Here is an 18,452-nt window from a genome sequence, read left to right on the forward strand (position 1 = left end):
AAGATGGTTTAGTCCTCGTAAAGTGGAAAGGCGTCTGTCAAGGCTTTGACTTGGCTACGTACTTCGTCTAATACTTCTTGCTTGTCCGCATTCTTAAGCGCTTTGATCATCAGTTCAGCAACGGTGCGACTTTCTTTTTCACCAAAACCACGAGCGGTGATAGCTGCTGCACCAATCCGAATCCCACTGGTCTTAAATGGAGACAAGGTTTCATAAGGAATAGAGTTCTTGTTGAGGGTGATATTGACTTCATCCAACAAGTTTTGCGCCACTTTCCCATTTTCAACGACTTTAGTGACGTCGACAAGGAAAAGGTGGTTCTCTGTTACGCCTGAAATGACACGGAAATCAGGATCTTGCAAGAAGACATCAGCCATAGCCTGACTGTTCTTAATCACGTTAGCTGCATACTCTTTAAAGGCAGGATCCAGCGCTTCTTTGAAAGCGACAGCTTTGGCTGCAATGACATGCTCCAACGGTCCTCCTTGAATACCAGGGAAAATAGCAGAGTTTATTTTCTTAGCTAATTCCTCGTCATTGGTCAAGATCAGACCTCCACGAGGTCCACGAAGGGTCTTGTGAGTGGTCGTAGTCGTGATATGGGCATAAGGAACTGGACTTGGATGAAGACCCGCTGCCACGAGACCAGCAATATGGGCCATGTCAACCATGAGCTTAGCTCCTACTGCATCTGCAATCTCACGGAATTTAGAGAAATCAATGATATGAGAGTAGGCTGAGGCACCAGCAACGATGAGTTTTGGCTTCACTTCTTGGGCTTGTTTTAGGATGGCATCAAAATCCAAGAGCTCTGTTTCAGGATCTACACTATAGGACACAAAGTTATAGGTTTGACCAGAGAAGCTCACAGAAGCTCCGTGCGTCAAATGCCCACCGGCAGCTAGATCCATCCCCATGACGGTATCACCAGGCTCAATCAAGGCCATATAGGCAGCACAGTTTGCCTGACTTCCTGAATGCGGTTGAACGTTCGCAAATTTAGCGCCAAAGATTTCTTTGGCCCGTTCGATCGCGAGACTTTCGACCACATCGACCACATCTGTCCCGCCATAGTAACGACGACCAGGATAGCCTTCGGCATATTTATTTGTCAGAATAGACCCTTGAGCAGCCATCACTGCCTTAGAGACAACATTTTCAGAAGCAATCAACTCAATATTGTTTTGTTGACGCTCTTCCTCTTTAGCGATCGCATTCCATAGGTCTGCATCATAAGCTTTGTAATCTTCTTTATCAAAAATCATCGGTCTACTCCTTTATAAAAAATTATTTATGTACATTATCACTGAGGAAGTTCATCTTCCTCAAAAGAAAGCTCCGGCACTTGTGCAAGCAAATCAGCTTTTGTAATAGAACCTTGCCGCAAAATCCTGGATTTGGAACTAGAGATATCCAAAATAGTTGAATCTTGGCCTGTCAGAAAGTCATCATCCTCTATACCAGGAACCACTTGATCAAATTCGCTTACAATAGCCCTATACTTTGTTCCACTTGCATGACCTGAAAGATTGGCCGAGGGACCAACCAAAGGGCCGAATTTACGAATTAAATCCAATGTCTTTGGGTGAGCCGGTATACGGAAACCAACTGTATCCAATCCTGAATGAATCCAGTTAGGTACCTTTTCATTCGCTTGAAGAATAATAGTTAGAGGCCCAGGTAAAAATGAATGAATCAGTTTTGTTAAATAGCTGGGTTGATTTTTCGAATAAATTCGAATCGTTTTTTCATCGGCTACATTTAAATTCAGAGCCTTGTCTCTAGGTCTACGTTTTAATTCGTAAATATAATCAACTGCCTCTTGGTCCAAAGCTTTAGCGAAAATACCATAGACTGTTTCAGTTGGCAGAATAACCGCACGGCCTGCTTCTAATTCTTTCTCAATGTTATCCATTGTCTACTACTACCATTCTTTCTTGTCCAAATTGGTCTTTCAGAACTCGAACTCGTTTGTCAGGAAACGCTTCTCGAAAGAGCTCTTTTACTTTGGCTCCTTGCTTATAGCCAATTTCTAGATAGATCTTTCCGTCTGGTGTTAAAACACTTGGTGCTTGCTGGGCAATCTTTTCGTAGATAGCATATCCATCACGGTCTGCAAAGAGAGCTAAGTGAGGTTCAGAGCCTAATACATTGGCTCCGACTTCTTCTAGATCATTACGTGAGATATAGGGTGGATTGGAAACAATCAAGTCGTATGGACCTTCTAGATGATCCAGAACATCAGAATACTTAAAATTAAGGATTACTTCTAACTGCTGGGCATTTTTTTGAGCTAGGGCTAAGGCCTCCTCTGACACATCACTAGCTTGAATCTGCCAGTTAGGTCTAGCAAGGGCTATGCTAATGGCAATGGCACCACTTCCTGTTCCAATATCCAGAACTCTTAAGGCTTCCCCATCGTTTTCCTCAAGTATGAGAGCGACCAACTCCTCAGTCTCTGGGCGTGGAATCAGCACGCGCTCATCAACTGTAAAAACATGGCCATAGAATTCTGCGCTCCCAATAATATATTGGGCAGGGATGTGATGTTTCAACTGCTCAAAGATGGATAGAAGCAAGTCCTGATCCTCTACTTCCACTTCTTTTTGCAAGGCAAGAACAAAGTCTGTAAAGGTCCAGTTTTTTAAAGCTCGATACGCGAAGGAGAGGCTTTCTGCTTCCTCTCCAACGGCTATTAATTCTTCTTCATACTGGGCTAATAATGATCCCAACAACATTATTTATTCAACTCTTCTAGTTTTTGTGTTTGATCATACAAGACCAAAGCATCGACCACTTCATCTAATTTACCAGATAAGATAGTATCCAGTTTTTGAAGGGTCAAGCCAATCCGGTGATCAGTCACACGGTTTTGAGGGAAGTTATAAGTCCGGATCCGCTCTGAACGGTCACCAGTACCGATAGTTGACTTCCGCTCAGCGTCTTGCTCATCTTGGGCAATCTGGGCAAAGTGGTCAGCCACACGCGCACGGATGATCTTCATGGCTTTTTCACGGTTCTTCTGTTGAGTCCGTTCTTCCTGCATCTCTACCTTGATATTGGTTGGCAAGTGGACGATACGAACGGCTGTTGCAACCTTGTTGACGTTTTGTCCACCCGCACCAGATGCGTGGTAGATGTCAATCCGAAGGTCTTTTGGATCAATGTCATACTCAACTTCTTCGATTTCTGGCATGACCAGAACTGTGGCAGTCGAAGTATGGACACGACCTTGGCTTTCCGTCACAGGAACGCGTTGTACCCGGTGGGCACCAGATTCATACTTGAGTTTCGAGTAGACCGATTGACCAGAAACCATGGCCACTACTTCTTTGATCCCGCCAACGCCATTGTAAGAGGCTTCCATGACCTCAAAGCGCCAACCTTGGCTTTCCGCGTATTTTTGATACATCTGCAAGAGGTCGCCAGCAAATAACTGGGCTTCGTCTCCTCCAGCTGCTCCACGGATTTCCAAGATAATGTTCTTGTCATCGTTTGGATCTTTTGGAAGAAGTAAGATCTTCAGTTTTTCTTCGTACTCTTCTTTTTCAGCCTTAGCATCTTTTAGCTCTTGCTTGGCCATTTCTTCCAAGTCTGCATCGCCGCCTGCTTCCTTAATCATTTCCTCAGCGTCAACAATGTTTTGAAGGACTTGCTTGTACTCACGGTATGCTGTCACCGTATCACGAGTGGAAGCTTCTTCTTTTGAAAGCTCCATAAAGCGTTTGGTATCAGAGACCACATCTGGGTCACTCAGTAATTCTCCTAACTCTTCGTATCGGTCTTCTACAGCTTGTAGTTGATCATAGATATTCATGTTTGCTCCTTAATTCTTGGTTGTTAGATCATAGATTGCTACAATTTCGTTTTCTATGACTTCGCCAGTTTCTTTAAATCCATAATGGAGATAGCAAGATCTCGCTTGATTATTTTCCGGTTCATAAGATAACCAAAGACTTGTTGCTTTTCCAGCTGGCTCTGTTCGAACAAAGTCAATGACTGCATCCATAGTCGGTTTAAAATAGCCTAAACCTTGAAATCGTTTATCGATCATAAAACGAAATAACAAGTAATTTCCCTTGCTGATCCCAATTTTCTGGTCATAGGCAATCATAACAAAACCAACTAATACTTCCTTATCATAAACTGCTAAGGGAGCTATAAAATCACCATTTTTATCATATACATAGGCTTCAGCTAAGCTAATGGAATTGGATGCAATAAAATTCCATTGGTTTGGATGAACTTCTAGATTTAAAACGTCAAAATAATTCTCTATTGTAATATCTTTTAAACAAATAGACATTATTATCCTCTCTAAAACGTTCTAGACGCTTTCAGTTGGTATGTCTGGATTAAAATAATGCTTGCGGCAAACGGAGATATAGGTCTCGTGTCCACCGATCTGGATCTGCTCTCCATCATAGACAGGTTTACCCGCTTGGGTACGCAAGACCATGGTCGCCTTGCGGGAACAGTATTGGCAGATGGTTTTGATCTCCTCGATCTTGTCGGCTAACAAGAGGAGGTGTTTGGAACCTTCAAAGAGTTCATTTCGAAAATCATTTTTGAGGCCAAAAGCCATGACCGGCACATCCAATTCATCCACGACTCTTGCCAAGTCATAGACATGGTGGCGTTTCAAAAATTGAGCTTCATCGATTAAGACACAGTAAGGTTTGATTGCTTGGCTTTTAATAAAGCCAAAGATATCCGTATCGTCTTCAATTGCAACGGCTTCTCGTTTCATACCGATCCGACTAGAAACCACTCCTACTCCATCTCGTGTATCGATTGCCGAGGTCATGATGACGACGCTCTTGCCTTGCTCTTCATAATTATGGGCCACCTTCAAAATCTCAATGGTTTTCCCCGAGTTCATGGTCCCATATTTATAATATAATTGTGCCATTTTCCTTCTGTTCTCTCTAAAATGTGTTTCATTATCATTTTACCATAATTTTGCTAAGCTTTGTATCCCAAAATGTGATAAAATAGTCCTATATAAAATTTAGGAGGTGGCCATATGCCATTTGTACGAATTGACCTATTTGAAGGACGCACCTTGGAACAAAAGAAAGCCTTGGCCAAGGAAGTAACCGAAGCTGTTGTTCGCAATACTGGTGCTCCTCAGTCAGCTGTTCACGTCATCATTAACGATATGCCTGAAGGAACTTACTTCCCTCAAGGTGAAATGCGCACCAAATAATCGTTCCACTAAAAAACCTTTCTTGCTTGTGATATCACATAGCAGGAAAGGTTTTTTCTTATTTTTCTTGGGCTTGACGTTCTGCTTTCCGTTCTTCGAATTCTTCGTCACTCATCAAGGTTCCGCCGACATTGGCTGATTTGGCAAAGGCTGTATAGCGACGCAACCAACCGCTGGAGATTTTTGATTTGAAAGGTCTCAAATGTTTGCGACGTTCAGCAAGAGTTGCATCATCGACAAGTAGATCAAGGGTACGATTTGGTAGGTCAATCACGATTTCATCCCCATCTTCAATTAAGGCGATATTCCCACCTTCTGCTGCTTCTGGAGAAACGTGACCAATAGCAATTCCACGAGTAGCTCCTGAGAAACGACCATCCGTAATCAGAGCCACATCCTTACCAAGACCGCGTCCGACAATCTTAGAGGTTGGTGCCAACATTTCTGGCATACCAGGTCCACCTTGAGGACCCTCGTAACGAATGACAACGACATGGCCCTTCTTAACTGTTCCATTGTCAATTAACTCAAGGGCTTGATCTTGTGAGTCGCAACAAATAGCTTTACCACGGAAAGTAGTCACAGACGGATCGACCCCACCGACCTTGATAACAGCTCCATCCTGAGCGATATTTCCGTAGAGGATCGACAAACCACCTACAGGTGAAATCGGATGTTCGATTGGGTGGATAATTTCTTCATTTTTGATTTCAGCACCAGCTACGTTTTCTTTCAAGGTTTTACCAGTAACTGTGATACGATCACCCTTAATGGCACCTTTTTTGATCAACTGATTGATAATGGCTGGAACACCACCAGCTTCATGCACATCATGCATAGTGTAGACACTTGAAGGTGCAATTTTAGAAAGATAAGGTGTCTTCTTGGCAATCTCGTTGATATCTTTGAGATCATAGTCAATCCCTGCTTCACGCGCAATAGCGAGCGTATGAAGCACCGTATTGGTAGAACCACCCATGGCCATATCGAGCGCAAAGGCATCATCAATGGCTTCTTTGGTCACGATATCCCGTGGACGGATATCCTTTTTAATATTCTCTACCAACTGTTTGGCCGCTTGGCGAACCAATTCCCGACGTTCATCTGAAACAGCTAGGATGGTACCATTTCCTGGAAGAGCAAGACCTAATACTTCCATCAAACAGTTCATGGAGTTGGCAGTAAACATACCAGAGCAAGAACCACAGGTTGGGCAGGCATTTTTTTCCAAGAAATCCAGCTCATCCATGCTCATATCACCAGCTTGATAAGTACCTACAGCTTCAAACAAACTTGAGAGCGTCGCCTGATGCCCTGTCATGTCAACGCCACCCTTCATGGGTCCACCAGAACAAAATACGGCTGGTACATTGGTCCGCATGGCTGCCAAAATCATTCCTGGTGTAATCTTATCACAGTTGGGAATATAGAAAACACCGTCAAACCAGTGGGCATTGATGACCGTTTCAGCAGCATCTGCGATCAACTCGCGAGATGGCAAACTATAACGCATCCCGATATGGCCCATAGCAATCCCGTCATCGACCCCGATGGTATTAAATTCAAAAGGAATCCCACCAGCCTCGCGGATAGCCTCCTTGGCAACATCTGCTAATTCACGCAGGTGAACATGCCCTGGAACGATATCAATATAGGAGTTACAAATGGCAATAAAGGGCTTTTGCATATCCTTTGCTGATTTTACTTGCCCTGTTGCATAGAGGAGACCACGCGCTGGTGCTCGGTCGATCCCCATTTTGATCATATCACTTCTCATCTTGTTCTCCTTCTAGCTCTTCATTTCTACCTCCTAATCTTACCACTTTGACATCAATTGTCAAGAACTTTCAGAAAATTTATAATATTCACGGTACACAAAAAGCCTGGTTTCCCAGACTTCATTTTAGTTTGTTTGTTTTTTTTCGATCTGCCAGAGCCGAAGTTGGTAACAAATTCCACTCACGACAAGGCTAGAAATAAGGCCGATCCAATAAGCATAGGGACCCAAGTTGGTCACATGGTCAAGGAAAATCCCTAGCGGGATAGAGATGCACCAATAACTAAAGACACCTAATAAGAATGGAACGGTTGTATCCTTATAGCCCCGCAAAATCCCTTGAAGGGGTGCTGCGAAGGTATCTGCTACTTGGAAAAAGAGGCTATAGGTCATGAAAATAGCTGTTTGTTGCACAAAGACTGGATCCTTGCCATATAGCCCAGCTAGTTGTAAACGGAATGTATAGAGAAAGACGAGAGTGACAATCGCAAAGCCAAAGGCTGTCAGCCGGCCCAAACGACAATATTGTTTGACCACTTCTGGTCTTCCTGCTCCCAGTTCATAAGAAACGATAATCGCCATGGTACTGGAGATACTAACCGGGAAAGCATACATCAGGGTTGAAAAATTCATGGCTGATTGGTGGCTCGCAATGGTCAGTGATGGGAATTTTGCCATTAACAAACCAACCAGCGAGAAGATGATGACTTCTGCAAAAACAATTCCACCGATTGGAAGCCCAAGGCGCAATACTTCTTTCATCCCTTTAAAATCATAAGGCTGCGGCTTCCACAATTGGAAAGGTGCTACCTTAGGGTGCTTGCACAAGATCAAAACCGCAATAGCCAGCAAGACCCAGTAGGCCAGAGAGGTTCCAAGTCCTGCTCCTGCTCCTCCCATTTCAGGAAAACCAAATGCCCCATAGATCAGGATATAGTTAAAACAAGCATTGAGAGGCAAAAGCAAGAGCATCAAGTACATGGATAGACGCGTCATTCCCAAAGTATCGAGGAAGGTCCGCACGATACTAAAGAGCAACAAAGGTAAGATTCCCAGAGAAAGGAAATATAAATAGCGAATGGCTATTTGGGCAACAACATTTTCCAAACCGATCTGCTTGAGAATCATGGGCGCAATCCCCCAGACAAAGCCTATTAAGAGAATGGCCATACCAAATGACATATAGAGGAATTGGTAAAAATCGCCAGCAATCCGTTCTTTATTTCCCTTGCCTAAATGATGCCCAACAATCGGCGTCAGTGCAGAGACAATCCCTGTCAGGAAAGTAAAAAATGGATTCCACAGACTGGTAGCTGTAGAAACACCAGCCAAATCAAGGGTCCGGTACTGACCAGTCATGGCTGTATCGACAAAGCTGGCTGAATAATTGGCTAATTGGTAGATTAAAATCGGCAAAAATAGACTCAAAAACAAGCGCAAGCGCTCTTTAAAGTGATAGGTTACATACATGATTCTAACTCTCTTCTCATCAAACTAGATTTTCTCCTCTTCCACTCTACTATATGTTTCTTTAAAAGTCAAAAAAACCGAAGATCCAAGGACCTCCGGTTCATGTGAGATTAGTGTTTGTTGCGGTTTAAAATAGCATTGAGAACGATCGCCAAGACACTGGCAACGACAATTCCGTTAGCAAAGAACATTTGGAATCCTGTTGGAAGGCCATTGAAGAGGGTGCTGTTGTTCAAACCAACCCCTGCAGCAATCGATACAGCAGCGATCAAGAAATTGTGCTCATTGTGTTCAAAATCAACACGCGCAAGAATCTGCATCCCTTGAATCGATACAAAACCAAACATGACCAGCATCGCTCCCCCAAGAACTGGACTTGGAATGATTTGTGCCAAAGCTCCAAACTTAGGAAGGAGACCTAGAAGTACAAGGAAACCAGCCGCGTAGTAGATTGGAAGACGAGTCTTGATACCAGACAATTTCACCAAGCCAACGTTTTGTGAGAATCCAGTGTAAGGGAAGGTATTGAAGATACCACCGAGGAGAACAGCCAGCCCTTCAGCACGATAACCATTGCGAAGGCGCGTGCTATTAATTGGATCTTTGGTAATATCAGAAAGAGCAAGATAGACACCAGTCGATTCAACCATGGAAACCGTCGCGATAATACACATCATCAAGATTGAGGTGATTTCAAACTTAGGAGCTCCAAAGAAGAAAGGTGTTGGAACGTGAACGACTGGTGCTTGCGTCACAGGTGTGAAGTCTACCAAGCCCATAGAAGCCGCAATGGCAGTACCTACGATCAAACCAATCAAAATTGAAATGGATTTAATAAAACCAGTCGTATAGATATTAACGACTAAAATGATGAGAATAGTCACCACAGCCAAAATCAAGCTTTGAACGGTTGGTTTTGGCGCATTATTTCCCATATTTCCAATCGCTACTGGAATCAAAGTCAAACCAATGGTTGTAATAACGGATCCCGTTACAATTGATGGGAAGAGATTGGCAATCTTAGAGAAGAAACCAGAGACAAGGATGACATAAATCCCTGAAACAATCAAGGCACCAAACATGGCCCCACTACCATGGCTAGCCCCGATCATGCTGAGAGGTGCCACAGACTGGAAGGCAACCCCAAGGACTACCGGAAGACCGATCCCAAAGTATTTATTGAGCTGCACTTGAAGGAAAGTTGCTACCCCACACATGAAGATATCTGTAGAGATGAGGTAGGTTAGTTGATGAGCGTTATAGCCCAAAGCTCCTGCGATCATAATCGGCACCAAAATAGATCCCGAATACATGGCCAAAAGGTGTTGCAAGCCTAGAATGGCCGCCTGTGAATGGCTTTCTTGTTTTTGCATTAGATGTCTGCCTCCTTAAATACAACCTGACCATTTTCAAAACGGTCCAAACGTGCGAGGGATACAACTGGATATCCCAACTCTTCTAACAATCCCCGTCCATCTTGGAAGGATTTTTCAATCACGATCCCAATCGCTTCGACTTGAGCACCAGCTTGTTCGATGATTTGAATCAAGCCTTTGGCTGCTTGGCCATTTGCAAGGAAATCGTCAATGATCAAAACCTTATCTGATGGATCCAAGAATTTACCCGCAATTGAAACGGTGCTGGTCACTTGCTTGGTAAAGGAATAAACCTCAGCCGTCAAGATGCCCTCATTCATCGTGATGTTTTTCGCCTTCTTAGCAAAGATCATGGGAACATCCAAGGCTTCAGCTACATAAAGGGCTGGTGCAATCCCAGATGCTTCAATGGTCACGACTTTCGTCACACCAGCATCTTTGAACCTGTCCGCAAAAGTCTGACCAATTTCTTTCATCAATTTGAAATCCACTTGGTGGGTCAAAAAGGAATCCACCTTGAGGATATTCTCACCTAAAACATTGCCATCTTTTAAGATGCGCTCTTCAAGTAATTTCATACTTCCTCCTACTTTTTTAAAAATCCTCTACTTCATTCATAAAACACAAAAAGGCCTGCTAAGCAAGCCTTGAAATCTCTCTAAAAAGAGAAATAATCCCGACTTACTTATTGTTAGGTGTTCCGGCACCTTGTAGAAACATCACGCCCATTCGTGAAATAAATAAGTAATTCAATTAGTGTGCATCGCCATTCCAGATAGAATTCTTAACGATCACATAGTCAACGTGTTTCAAATCTGCTAATTTTCGGCCTCCTGCATAAGAGATCGAACTTTGCAAATCTTGTTCCATTTCCGTTAAGGTGTCTTGCAAATGACCCTTGGCAGGCAATAAAATCTTCTTCCCTTCGACGTTCTTATAAGCGCCTTTTTGGTACTCTGAAGCAGATCCATAGTACTCTTTGAAAGACTCTCCATCAATCTCTACTGTTTTACCAGGACTTTCGATATGTCCTGCAAAGAGAGAACCGATCATAACCATAGACGCCCCGAAACGAATCGATTTGGCTATATCACCATGGGTCCGAATACCACCATCCGCAATGATTGGCTTACGAGCTGCTTTTGAGCACCAGCGAAGAGCAGCCAACTGCCAACCACCTGTACCAAATCCAGTCTTAACTTTGGTGATACAAACCTTACCAGGACCGATTCCGACCTTAGTCGCATCAGCTCCCGCATTTTCCAATTCACGAACAGCTTCAGGTGTTCCAACATTTCCGGCAATGACAAAGGTATCTGGCAATTCTTTCTTGATGTGTTGAATCATCCGAATGACACTATCCGCATGACCGTGTGCGATATCAATAGTGATGTACTCAGGCGCATCTGCCTTTAATTGACTCACAAAGTCATATTCGTATTCCTTAACACCAACCGAAATGGAAGCGATCAAACCTTGATCATGCATGCGTTTGACAAAAGGAATCCGACCCGCTTCATCAAAACGGTGCATGATGTAGAAGTATCCACCACGCGCCAACTGCTCTGCTACATTCTCATCCAAAATCGTCTGCATATTGGCTGGAACAACTGGAAGCTTGAAGGTATGGTTTCCAAATTGAACGGTTGTATCTGCTTCTGAGCGGCTATTGATGATACATTTGTTGGGAATCAACTGGATATCTTCATAGTCGAAAATAGGAAATTCATTTAACATAGATTGAAAAATCTCTTTTCTAAAAACTGACCTACCTATGCGCAAGCGCATCGCTACGTCTCTTGACGTTTCCTTGATAGATTATACCAAAGATACGGACTTAATGCAACGGGAATGATTTTATAGGAAACAACGTTCGGAAATTACAAGACAAAAACCCGTTTCAAACAGAGAAACAGGTTTTATTTATGAACATTTTGGAGCCAATTGTTCACTTCTCTAGCTACAATTTCAGGCGCCTCTGTATACAGTTCGTGCCCCAAACCTTCTAGCAAGACTTGCTTGATCTGGGGATCTAGTTGCTTCAGAGCATCTTTTCTCCATTCGGGTTCTTCTTGGTACCGAGGTCCAATAAAAAGGACAGGCAGGTCGGCCAGTGGAATCTGGTAAGTCTTGATCTGACGCCGTAGACGCAATAAAGCCATGACCTTTTCGAGATCCAGATTTAATTCATATTGTTCACTTGCTGGATTCCAGCGATAGCTAGCCTCAACTGCTTTTCGCTCTATAGGCGTAGGATCTGCTCCATCACCAAGTTCTGATAACACGGCTTCTTCTAAAGTTGCAAAGACTTGCTGCTGCATGAAGGACGACGTTCCTTCTAGTTCTTCTTCAAGAGGCAGGATCTTTTCCATATCCAGATACCCCCCATCAATGAGAACCAAAGCCTGAATCTGAGGAAACTCAGCAGCCAGATAACGAGCCAAATCTCCACCCAAGGAATGCCCCAATAAACAGATCTCTTCCGCCTGGCCAATCCTACCTTGAAACCAAGCACGAAGATCGTTTTCTTTCTGAATCATTTCCCTATAGGGATCTAGAAAGGTCACAGGAAAGCCTAGCTCATCAATAAGTGGAGCCAGATAGTAGCTATTGCTACCTAGGCCACCGATAAAATAATACTGCATGTGTTTTGTCTCTTCCTTTATATTTTATAATTAATTCCTTAATTGGTTCGCGCTAGTCTTTTCAATCCAATATTGCTCCTCTTTGGGGATCAAATGATCGAATTTCCCTGAAAAAATCTTCCATCCGTTCGGCAAATATCTTTCGTAGTTTTTCATTCCCAGATGGTTTGAATAAAACTCCTCTTTATCAAAATCGATTAAAAGATTCGGGAGTAAACCTTTTCCTTCAAAAATAATCTCTGAATGTAAGTCCTCACAATCCATTGAGCGTTTGATCATTTCGATCAATTCTTCAACCGTCACCTTCAGCCAATCATCTTTATACATTTCTAAGTAGCTCTCAAGATTGCTTCTTGTAATCACATGAAGATTCTGTTGAATCTCAGGTAAATAGGAGAAATCAACATCCAGACCTGCTTCCTGGTATGCCTGAATATATTTATCGATATCCATTGTCCACATATCGTTTGAACAAATATACCAGTTAAACTGATGATTTGCAATAACCCTAACAATATTTATTTCTGGTTTCTCTATCAATTGGTCTTTATCCACTAGTTTTTTCTCCTCTTCTCCTATCTACTTGTTCCGAACTGACAATAGGGCTTACTTACCAAGCATTATATATCCATGATACCGAATTATACTTTGACAAGCAAGTTAGCGACCGAGTCGCTATCAAAAAAAGCCAGCTAAAGGGTTTAGCTGACTGATGTCATATCTAATAAAAATTTTCTCTGCTCGATCATCTAGCAAAGAAAGCAAGTATCCCACATTCTCTTATATTCTATAAAACAAAAAAGCACTCTGCAAAAACAAAGTGCTATCGTCTTTAATACTTTATATTCCGTTCGACAAACTTGAAGTTGTTTACTTACAGTACTCCTCTATTTTGTAGCTATATTCTTTTAGAAGTCCCCGTGAATAAATTTTTTTATTTTTTGAATCTCTAACTTCTTTCCAAAGGATAGCCGCAACTTTTAACTTGTTGGAGTAATGATTGCTAAATTCATCTGCACAAAAGTCTTTTAGAAATTGATTCCATTGGCAAGCTGAATTATCATACTTGGCGTAGTCTGACTCTCCATAGTATATTTTAATCATATCTTGGATTGTAAAATTTATGTTGTTGTCCCGTTTTATTTTTCGCCAAGCAGTTGCCATATCAGCATTAAACTTAAATGGATTAACACCTGTTACAGCTGAAAAATAATCACGAAATTTCTGATTAAAGGAAAAACCACAATCAAGTAATGATGTATTTAGGGTTATTATTTCGGTTTGATTTTTGTTCCTTTTCCTCAAAAATTTTTCTACTCTATTTCCCTTAAAATATTGTTCTATAATATGATTTAATTCTTTTTTTGTACATCTGTATTCTAATCCAAGGTACTTACAAATTTGTGAAAGCTCTTCTCGATACCAGTAGTATCTGTTAAATTCTTCAAATGATTTTATATCTCTAAAATCAGGTCTATGTTCTTCCAAATGCTCACCTCTACAACTCCAAATTTATCTCATTATACCATAGATAATAAAAGTCATTTCAATTTATACCCATGCCACATAAAGCTATAACAGAAAATATTACAATCTTGTAATTACTGTATTTCTATTAAGCTTAACTTTCTTATAAAATAGATAAGAAAAACAAACGATATAGTCCATCACTAGTAACAAGAAATACTAGAAGTTGAAAGATATAAAAACATTGAAATGGAAAGCATAGCAATAAACAAAACAGTCAGTAAAACGATGGTTTTGTTGTGTTGTTTCACTTGCTTTCTAAATTCCTATTTTGACTTTATCTGCAGACACCCTTTGTATCCTTGATTTAGTCATGGAACTTCTACGAAATTCGCTGACGTCCGTACTCACTTAAGGAAAGTTTTTTATATGACTTTATCTTCAATCTGAGACCGTTAAGGCCTCTTTATTTTAATCTTTCTAACTGAATTGGATACAAAAAATCCACTCACATAGGGTGAAATGGATTGTTTCTTTATTAACGGTTCAATAAGAAATTGAATAATTTTTCGACAATTTTTACGACTAACCAGCATAAGAATCCGATATAGCTAAAATAGAAAATGAGTGACAAAATCGTAATAATCATAGTTTCCTCCTTCATCGATTGCAAGTCCTTGTCTTATTATACCTTTTTATGCAAACGAACTCAATAGAATTTTGAAAATTGTCTGATTATTCTTTTTCTTTCTTATCTTCTTTTGTGTCTTGATCAGTTTCTTCACTGCCTTTATTGACAGCAGTCTTAAATTCAGCAAACATTTTGCCGATGGACTGGCCCAACTCAGGCAGGCGTTTTGGTCCAAAAATCAAGAGGGCGCCCAGGATGATGATGATCAAACCTGGTGCTCCAATATCACGTAAAATTCCCATTAGTTTCTCCTTTTTCTTGAATAGATGACTTTACTGATTGCGACACTAACTTCAAATAAGAGAATCAAAGGGAGTGTCATGGCCAAGTCACTGATAAAGTCTGCAGGGGTTAGCACGACGGCTAAGACCAGCAGGACAAAGTAAGCGTATCGTCGGTAGGTTATTAAAAACTGTGGTGTCAAGAGCCCAATCGAGGTCAGAAAAGCGACCAAAACTGGTAACTCGAACAAGACCCCTAAAGGCAAGGTGGTGTGCCATAAGAAGGTTAAATAATTTTGTGCTGTTAATTGGGTATCAAACAGCCCTTCTCCTAAACGCATCAAGACCTCTAAAATAGCTGGACTGACAAAGAAATAACCAAATGCAAGCCCCAGCACAAAGCAAATAAAGCTAGCTGGGATGTAGGCAAAGATTGCACGCGCCTCCTTCTCCTTCAGAGCCGGCCTTACAAATTGCCAGATCTGGTAGACAATAAAGGGCAAGGTCAGGCTAAAGGCTGTGAGATTGGCCAGCGATACATAGATCCAGAGGATATCATTCGGTCCCAGCACCAGCAGTTTTTGATGCAGGCTAGCCGTCAAGGCTTGGTAGAGCTCTCCTCCAAATACAAAGGCTACGATGAAGACGATAATATAACATAAGACCACTGCGATCAATCGTTTTCGAAATTCGACCAAGTGCTCAACAATGGTCATTTCATCTGCTCTACTCTTTGCCATGTTGTCTCACCGTGATGAGGGCGATCAGAGCCACAAACATTAACTGAGGAAGAAGAACTTCCCAGCTTGGATAGATGCCCGCCCAATCGATGGTTGGAAGTCCATTGACCAAATGGCTAGGGAGGATATTGGTCAACTGCAGGGCGTGGATGCTGATACCGAGCATCTTGAAGGCCAAAGCGTAAATCAACCACGTCAGAATGAAAAAGATTCGATGAGGTTGGATAGCTTGACTGGCCTTGGTCATGGCCACTGCAATGATGATGAGAACGGCTATGGCAATCCCTATTCCCAGTAAGAAATTCGCGGTTGTAATCCGCGGAATGATCCCGACATAGAAGAGAATAGTCTCAGCCCCTTCACGAAAGACTGCTAAGAAACTGAGAGCAAACATCGACACAAAGCTTCCTGTAGCCGTTACGGTCTTCATTTGACGGTCCATAAAGGCATTCCACTGTTTGACAGAGGACTTGCTGTGGAGCCAAATTCCGATGAGAATCATCATGACTACAGCGAAAATCCCAACGCCACCTTCAATGATTTCCCGGTTAGACCCCGAAGTAACGGCTGGAAAAGCTACTTGCAAAACAAGAGCGATCGCTGCACTGGCAAGAACACCAGCAATAGCTCCACCGTAAACCCATTTGAGGCCTTTCCTCATCTTAGCGGCCTTAAGGGTCGTCACAAGCGCCATGACGATCAGAAGCGCTTCTACTCCTTCACGCAGAAGAATCAACATGGCATCAAAAGCGTTGTAAGAAGCTGTCGTATCGATCGCAGACAAGTCTCGGATCAAAGCTTGTAATTTCTCTTGATAGGCCTTTTCTTTCCCCTTGACCATTATAACCGGGGATTCACTCTCTACGCGCGTGTAGAGACTTGGATTGGTCGTGCTAACATCTCCCTCGATGGTTGGCCAGATCGTGATGAACTGCTTCATAGTCGCTGCAGCAGACTTTTCATCCCCAGCTTGGAATTGGCTTTGCGCCTTCTCCAAAAGCTTGATCCCATCGTTCAGCGTCAAATCCGTACTGGCACTGCTAATGGCCTCTCCTTTTACAAAGGCATCAATCCCATTTTTGAGGTCGTCATAAGAGGACTGGATGTTGGTAAAATCGGTAGGCTCTGTTTCAATACTACTGCGTAAGAGCGAAATGGCCGTCTCGATTTTGCCATAGTAGGCTGTGCTGTGATCTCTTACCACCGCTTCGTTTCGCGTCCATGTGTTATTGAGATCTGCATAGGTTTGACGGGTTTTATCCAGATCCTTAGCTGTAATGGCCTCTTGTAGGTTCTTAAAGTAAGGAGCGAGGCGACTCACGAGTTTGTCTTTTTCCGCCTCTAAATCGACCGGATTTTGCTCTTTTTCAAAAGCGAGCAAGGCTGATGAGATCTTGGTGAGATCGTCTTTAGTTACCTCCCCTTTTATAGCTAAGGCTTGGCTAACTTTTTTTCCTGCCTTGGAATCATGGTGGTCTTTGGATTCAAAATCAGCCTGAATCTCAGCGATTAATTCCTTGGCCTTTTCCTGGTCCTTATTTTGTACAGCGGTTGTTGCATCTGTGATCTTGATAAAGAGATTGCTATAAGACTCCGCAGCCACTGGATGAGTCCAGAACAAGGCAAGAAGGCCGAACAAGATCAAGAATTTATTCAAAGAGTGCTTGACCAAGATACCCTCCTTTCTCAACGCCTGCAAAGCAAGCAAAGAGTCCACTTCCGATATGGGTGATGTACTCGTTCATTTTGTCCACTGCGCCCAAGTTGGTTTGGATTTTGACAAAGCTGTTCGGATCCTTTTGAAAGGCGATAAAAATCAACCCAGCATCAAATTGTCCAGTCTGTTCATTGATACCATCCGAATAGGAATAAGACCGCCGTAAAATCGGTCGATCGACTTCTTTGGCCAAACGGACATGTGAATCAACTGGTAGTTTTGATAAATCTACTTCATCAAACTCGTTGGTTTTACCAAAGGGAGCACCGGACTCCTTGTAGCGACCAAAGGTATTTTCCTGCTCCTGCAAATTGGTTCGGTCCCAAGTTTCCAAGTGCATTTGCACTAGGCGAAGGGCCATATAGGAACCACCCTTCATCCAGTCCTTGCTGTCAGTCCAGACGACCTTGTCAAAATCCTTCTCAGTCGTGACATTTGCTGTTCCATCCTTGAAACCAAAGAGGTTGCGCGGCGTTTCTTTTCGGTCACCAATAGCCGCAAAACCTGATTTGCTCCACTTCATGGTGATGGTATTGCGACCCTTACGAATCAGATTTCGTACCGCATGAAAGGCAACTTGCTCATCATCTGCACAGGCCTGAATGACGATATCGCCACCTGTATATTTGTCTTGCAACTGCTCCTTTGGAAATGGGGGCAAATCACGAAAGAGTTTGGGACGTTTGGCCTCCAAGCCCAGTTTCTTTAGAAAGGAAGCTGAAACCCCAAAAGTCAGGCTCAAGCGATAGGGGTTGAGTCCCACTGTTTCCCCTGTATCTGTTGGAGGCAAGAGGGCATTGGACCCATCTTTTTTGACCAACTCTCCTTCGACTAATTTACTACTATAATCAGTCCAGTCTTTAAAGAGTTGGATGACTTCCTTTTTGTCCGTCGTATGAAGATCTAACACAACCAAGTAGCAAGCCTTCTGCATGGCCGTCGTAATCCCTGCTTGGTGCTTACCATAAAAGGAGATGTCTTCATCACCATCATAAGCTTTTTTGCTGGAACTGTCTTGATTAGCGAAAAAAGCAGATGCACCAGAGAGACCTAGCGCTAGACCAGCCCCTCCAATACCTGCTTTTTTAAGAAATTCACGACGGTCCATTTTTTTATCTAAAAATTTTTCGTCAGCCATG

19 protein-coding genes and 1 riboswitch are annotated in these 18,452 nt (G+C 42.6%); of the genes, 1 reads left to right on the forward strand and 18 read right to left on the reverse strand.

Annotated features, from left to right (window positions below):
- Positions 1–8 precede the first annotated feature (8 nt).
- The 6 genes from glyA to AC6IZR_RS05910 are packed head-to-tail and all read right to left on the reverse strand — an operon-like array spanning position 9 to position 4,912.
- Positions 9–1,265 carry a serine hydroxymethyltransferase gene (gene glyA / locus AC6IZR_RS05885; RefSeq protein ID WP_070586197.1) on the reverse strand — a complete coding sequence of 419 codons (1,257 nt, stop codon included), beginning with the start codon at positions 1,263–1,265 and terminating at the stop codon, positions 9–11.
- A gap of 38 nt (positions 1,266–1,303) precedes the next feature.
- Positions 1,304–1,915 carry an L-threonylcarbamoyladenylate synthase gene (locus tag AC6IZR_RS05890; RefSeq protein WP_195423222.1) on the reverse strand — a complete coding sequence of 204 codons (612 nt, stop codon included), beginning with the start codon at positions 1,913–1,915 and terminating at the stop codon, positions 1,304–1,306.
- Positions 1,908–2,738: a peptide chain release factor N(5)-glutamine methyltransferase gene (gene prmC / locus AC6IZR_RS05895; RefSeq protein ID WP_497848231.1), complete on the reverse strand. Its 831-nt coding sequence runs from the start codon at positions 2,736–2,738 to the stop codon at positions 1,908–1,910. The genes AC6IZR_RS05890 and prmC overlap by 8 nt, the downstream gene beginning before the upstream one ends.
- A complete protein-coding gene (prfA, locus tag AC6IZR_RS05900) occupies positions 2,738–3,817 on the reverse strand; it encodes a peptide chain release factor 1 (RefSeq protein WP_003007273.1) in 1,080 nt (359 codons plus the stop codon). The genes prmC and prfA overlap by 1 nt, the downstream gene beginning before the upstream one ends.
- Positions 3,818–3,826: 9 nt before the next feature.
- Positions 3,827–4,306: a GNAT family N-acetyltransferase gene (locus tag AC6IZR_RS05905; RefSeq protein WP_497848232.1), complete on the reverse strand. Its 480-nt coding sequence runs from the start codon at positions 4,304–4,306 to the stop codon at positions 3,827–3,829.
- A gap of 21 nt (positions 4,307–4,327) precedes the next feature.
- Positions 4,328–4,912, reverse strand: coding sequence for a thymidine kinase (locus AC6IZR_RS05910; protein ID WP_129299271.1), 585 nt, complete (start codon positions 4,910–4,912; stop codon positions 4,328–4,330).
- A gap of 114 nt (positions 4,913–5,026) precedes the next feature.
- Here AC6IZR_RS05910 and AC6IZR_RS05915 point away from each other — a divergent pair, with 114 nt between their 5' ends.
- Positions 5,027–5,209: a 4-oxalocrotonate tautomerase gene (locus AC6IZR_RS05915; RefSeq protein ID WP_001117401.1), complete on the forward strand. Its 183-nt coding sequence runs from the start codon at positions 5,027–5,029 to the stop codon at positions 5,207–5,209.
- A 58-nt stretch (positions 5,210–5,267) separates the two neighbouring features.
- Here AC6IZR_RS05915 and ilvD read toward each other — a convergent pair whose 3' ends face one another.
- From ilvD to efeB, 12 genes are all read right to left on the reverse strand, one after another.
- Complete coding sequence (ilvD, locus tag AC6IZR_RS05920) at positions 5,268–6,986, reverse strand: dihydroxy-acid dehydratase (RefSeq protein WP_497848233.1); 1,719 nt, start codon at positions 6,984–6,986, stop codon at positions 5,268–5,270.
- Between the two features lie 126 nt (positions 6,987–7,112).
- Positions 7,113–8,456 (reverse strand): MATE family efflux transporter, encoded by a 1,344-nt coding sequence (locus tag AC6IZR_RS05925; RefSeq protein WP_497848234.1) that lies wholly within the window; start codon positions 8,454–8,456, stop codon positions 7,113–7,115.
- 110 nt (positions 8,457–8,566) lie between these two features.
- Positions 8,567–9,829 (reverse strand): nucleobase:cation symporter-2 family protein, encoded by a 1,263-nt coding sequence (locus AC6IZR_RS05930; RefSeq protein ID WP_021153180.1) that lies wholly within the window; start codon positions 9,827–9,829, stop codon positions 8,567–8,569.
- On the reverse strand, positions 9,829–10,410 hold the full coding sequence (locus AC6IZR_RS05935) for a xanthine phosphoribosyltransferase (RefSeq protein ID WP_003001484.1): 582 nt from the start codon (positions 10,408–10,410) through the stop codon (positions 9,829–9,831). The genes AC6IZR_RS05930 and AC6IZR_RS05935 overlap by 1 nt, the downstream gene beginning before the upstream one ends.
- A 90-nt stretch (positions 10,411–10,500) precedes the next feature.
- A riboswitch (purine riboswitch) is annotated at positions 10,501–10,596 on the reverse strand.
- A complete protein-coding gene (gene guaC, locus AC6IZR_RS05940; RefSeq protein ID WP_037607889.1) occupies positions 10,586–11,569 on the reverse strand; it encodes a GMP reductase in 984 nt (327 codons plus the stop codon). Its footprint overlaps the riboswitch before it by 11 nt.
- 182 nt (positions 11,570–11,751) lie before the next feature.
- Positions 11,752–12,477, reverse strand: coding sequence for an alpha/beta fold hydrolase (locus AC6IZR_RS05945; protein WP_497848235.1), 726 nt, complete (start codon positions 12,475–12,477; stop codon positions 11,752–11,754).
- 30 nt (positions 12,478–12,507) lie between these two features.
- Positions 12,508–13,032 carry a hypothetical protein gene (locus tag AC6IZR_RS05950; protein WP_497848236.1) on the reverse strand — a complete coding sequence of 175 codons (525 nt, stop codon included), beginning with the start codon at positions 13,030–13,032 and terminating at the stop codon, positions 12,508–12,510.
- 315 nt (positions 13,033–13,347) lie between these two features.
- Positions 13,348–13,965: an SAP domain-containing protein gene (locus AC6IZR_RS05955; protein ID WP_497848237.1), complete on the reverse strand. Its 618-nt coding sequence runs from the start codon at positions 13,963–13,965 to the stop codon at positions 13,348–13,350.
- A 714-nt stretch (positions 13,966–14,679) separates the two neighbouring features.
- Complete coding sequence (locus AC6IZR_RS05960; protein ID WP_497848238.1) at positions 14,680–14,877, reverse strand: Sec-independent protein translocase subunit TatA/TatB; 198 nt, start codon at positions 14,875–14,877, stop codon at positions 14,680–14,682.
- Complete coding sequence (tatC, locus tag AC6IZR_RS05965; protein WP_201087620.1) at positions 14,877–15,596, reverse strand: twin-arginine translocase subunit TatC; 720 nt, start codon at positions 15,594–15,596, stop codon at positions 14,877–14,879. Before tatC ends, AC6IZR_RS05960 begins: the two co-directional genes overlap by 1 nt.
- A complete protein-coding gene (locus AC6IZR_RS05970) occupies positions 15,583–17,268 on the reverse strand; it encodes an FTR1 family iron permease (RefSeq protein ID WP_497848239.1) in 1,686 nt (561 codons plus the stop codon). Before AC6IZR_RS05970 ends, tatC begins: the two co-directional genes overlap by 14 nt.
- On the reverse strand, positions 17,246–18,451 hold the full coding sequence (gene efeB, locus AC6IZR_RS05975; protein ID WP_049488783.1) for an iron uptake transporter deferrochelatase/peroxidase subunit: 1,206 nt from the start codon (positions 18,449–18,451) through the stop codon (positions 17,246–17,248). The genes AC6IZR_RS05970 and efeB overlap by 23 nt, the downstream gene beginning before the upstream one ends.
- Position 18,452 lies beyond the last annotated feature (1 nt).

The organism is Streptococcus mobilis (genome assembly GCF_059727625.1).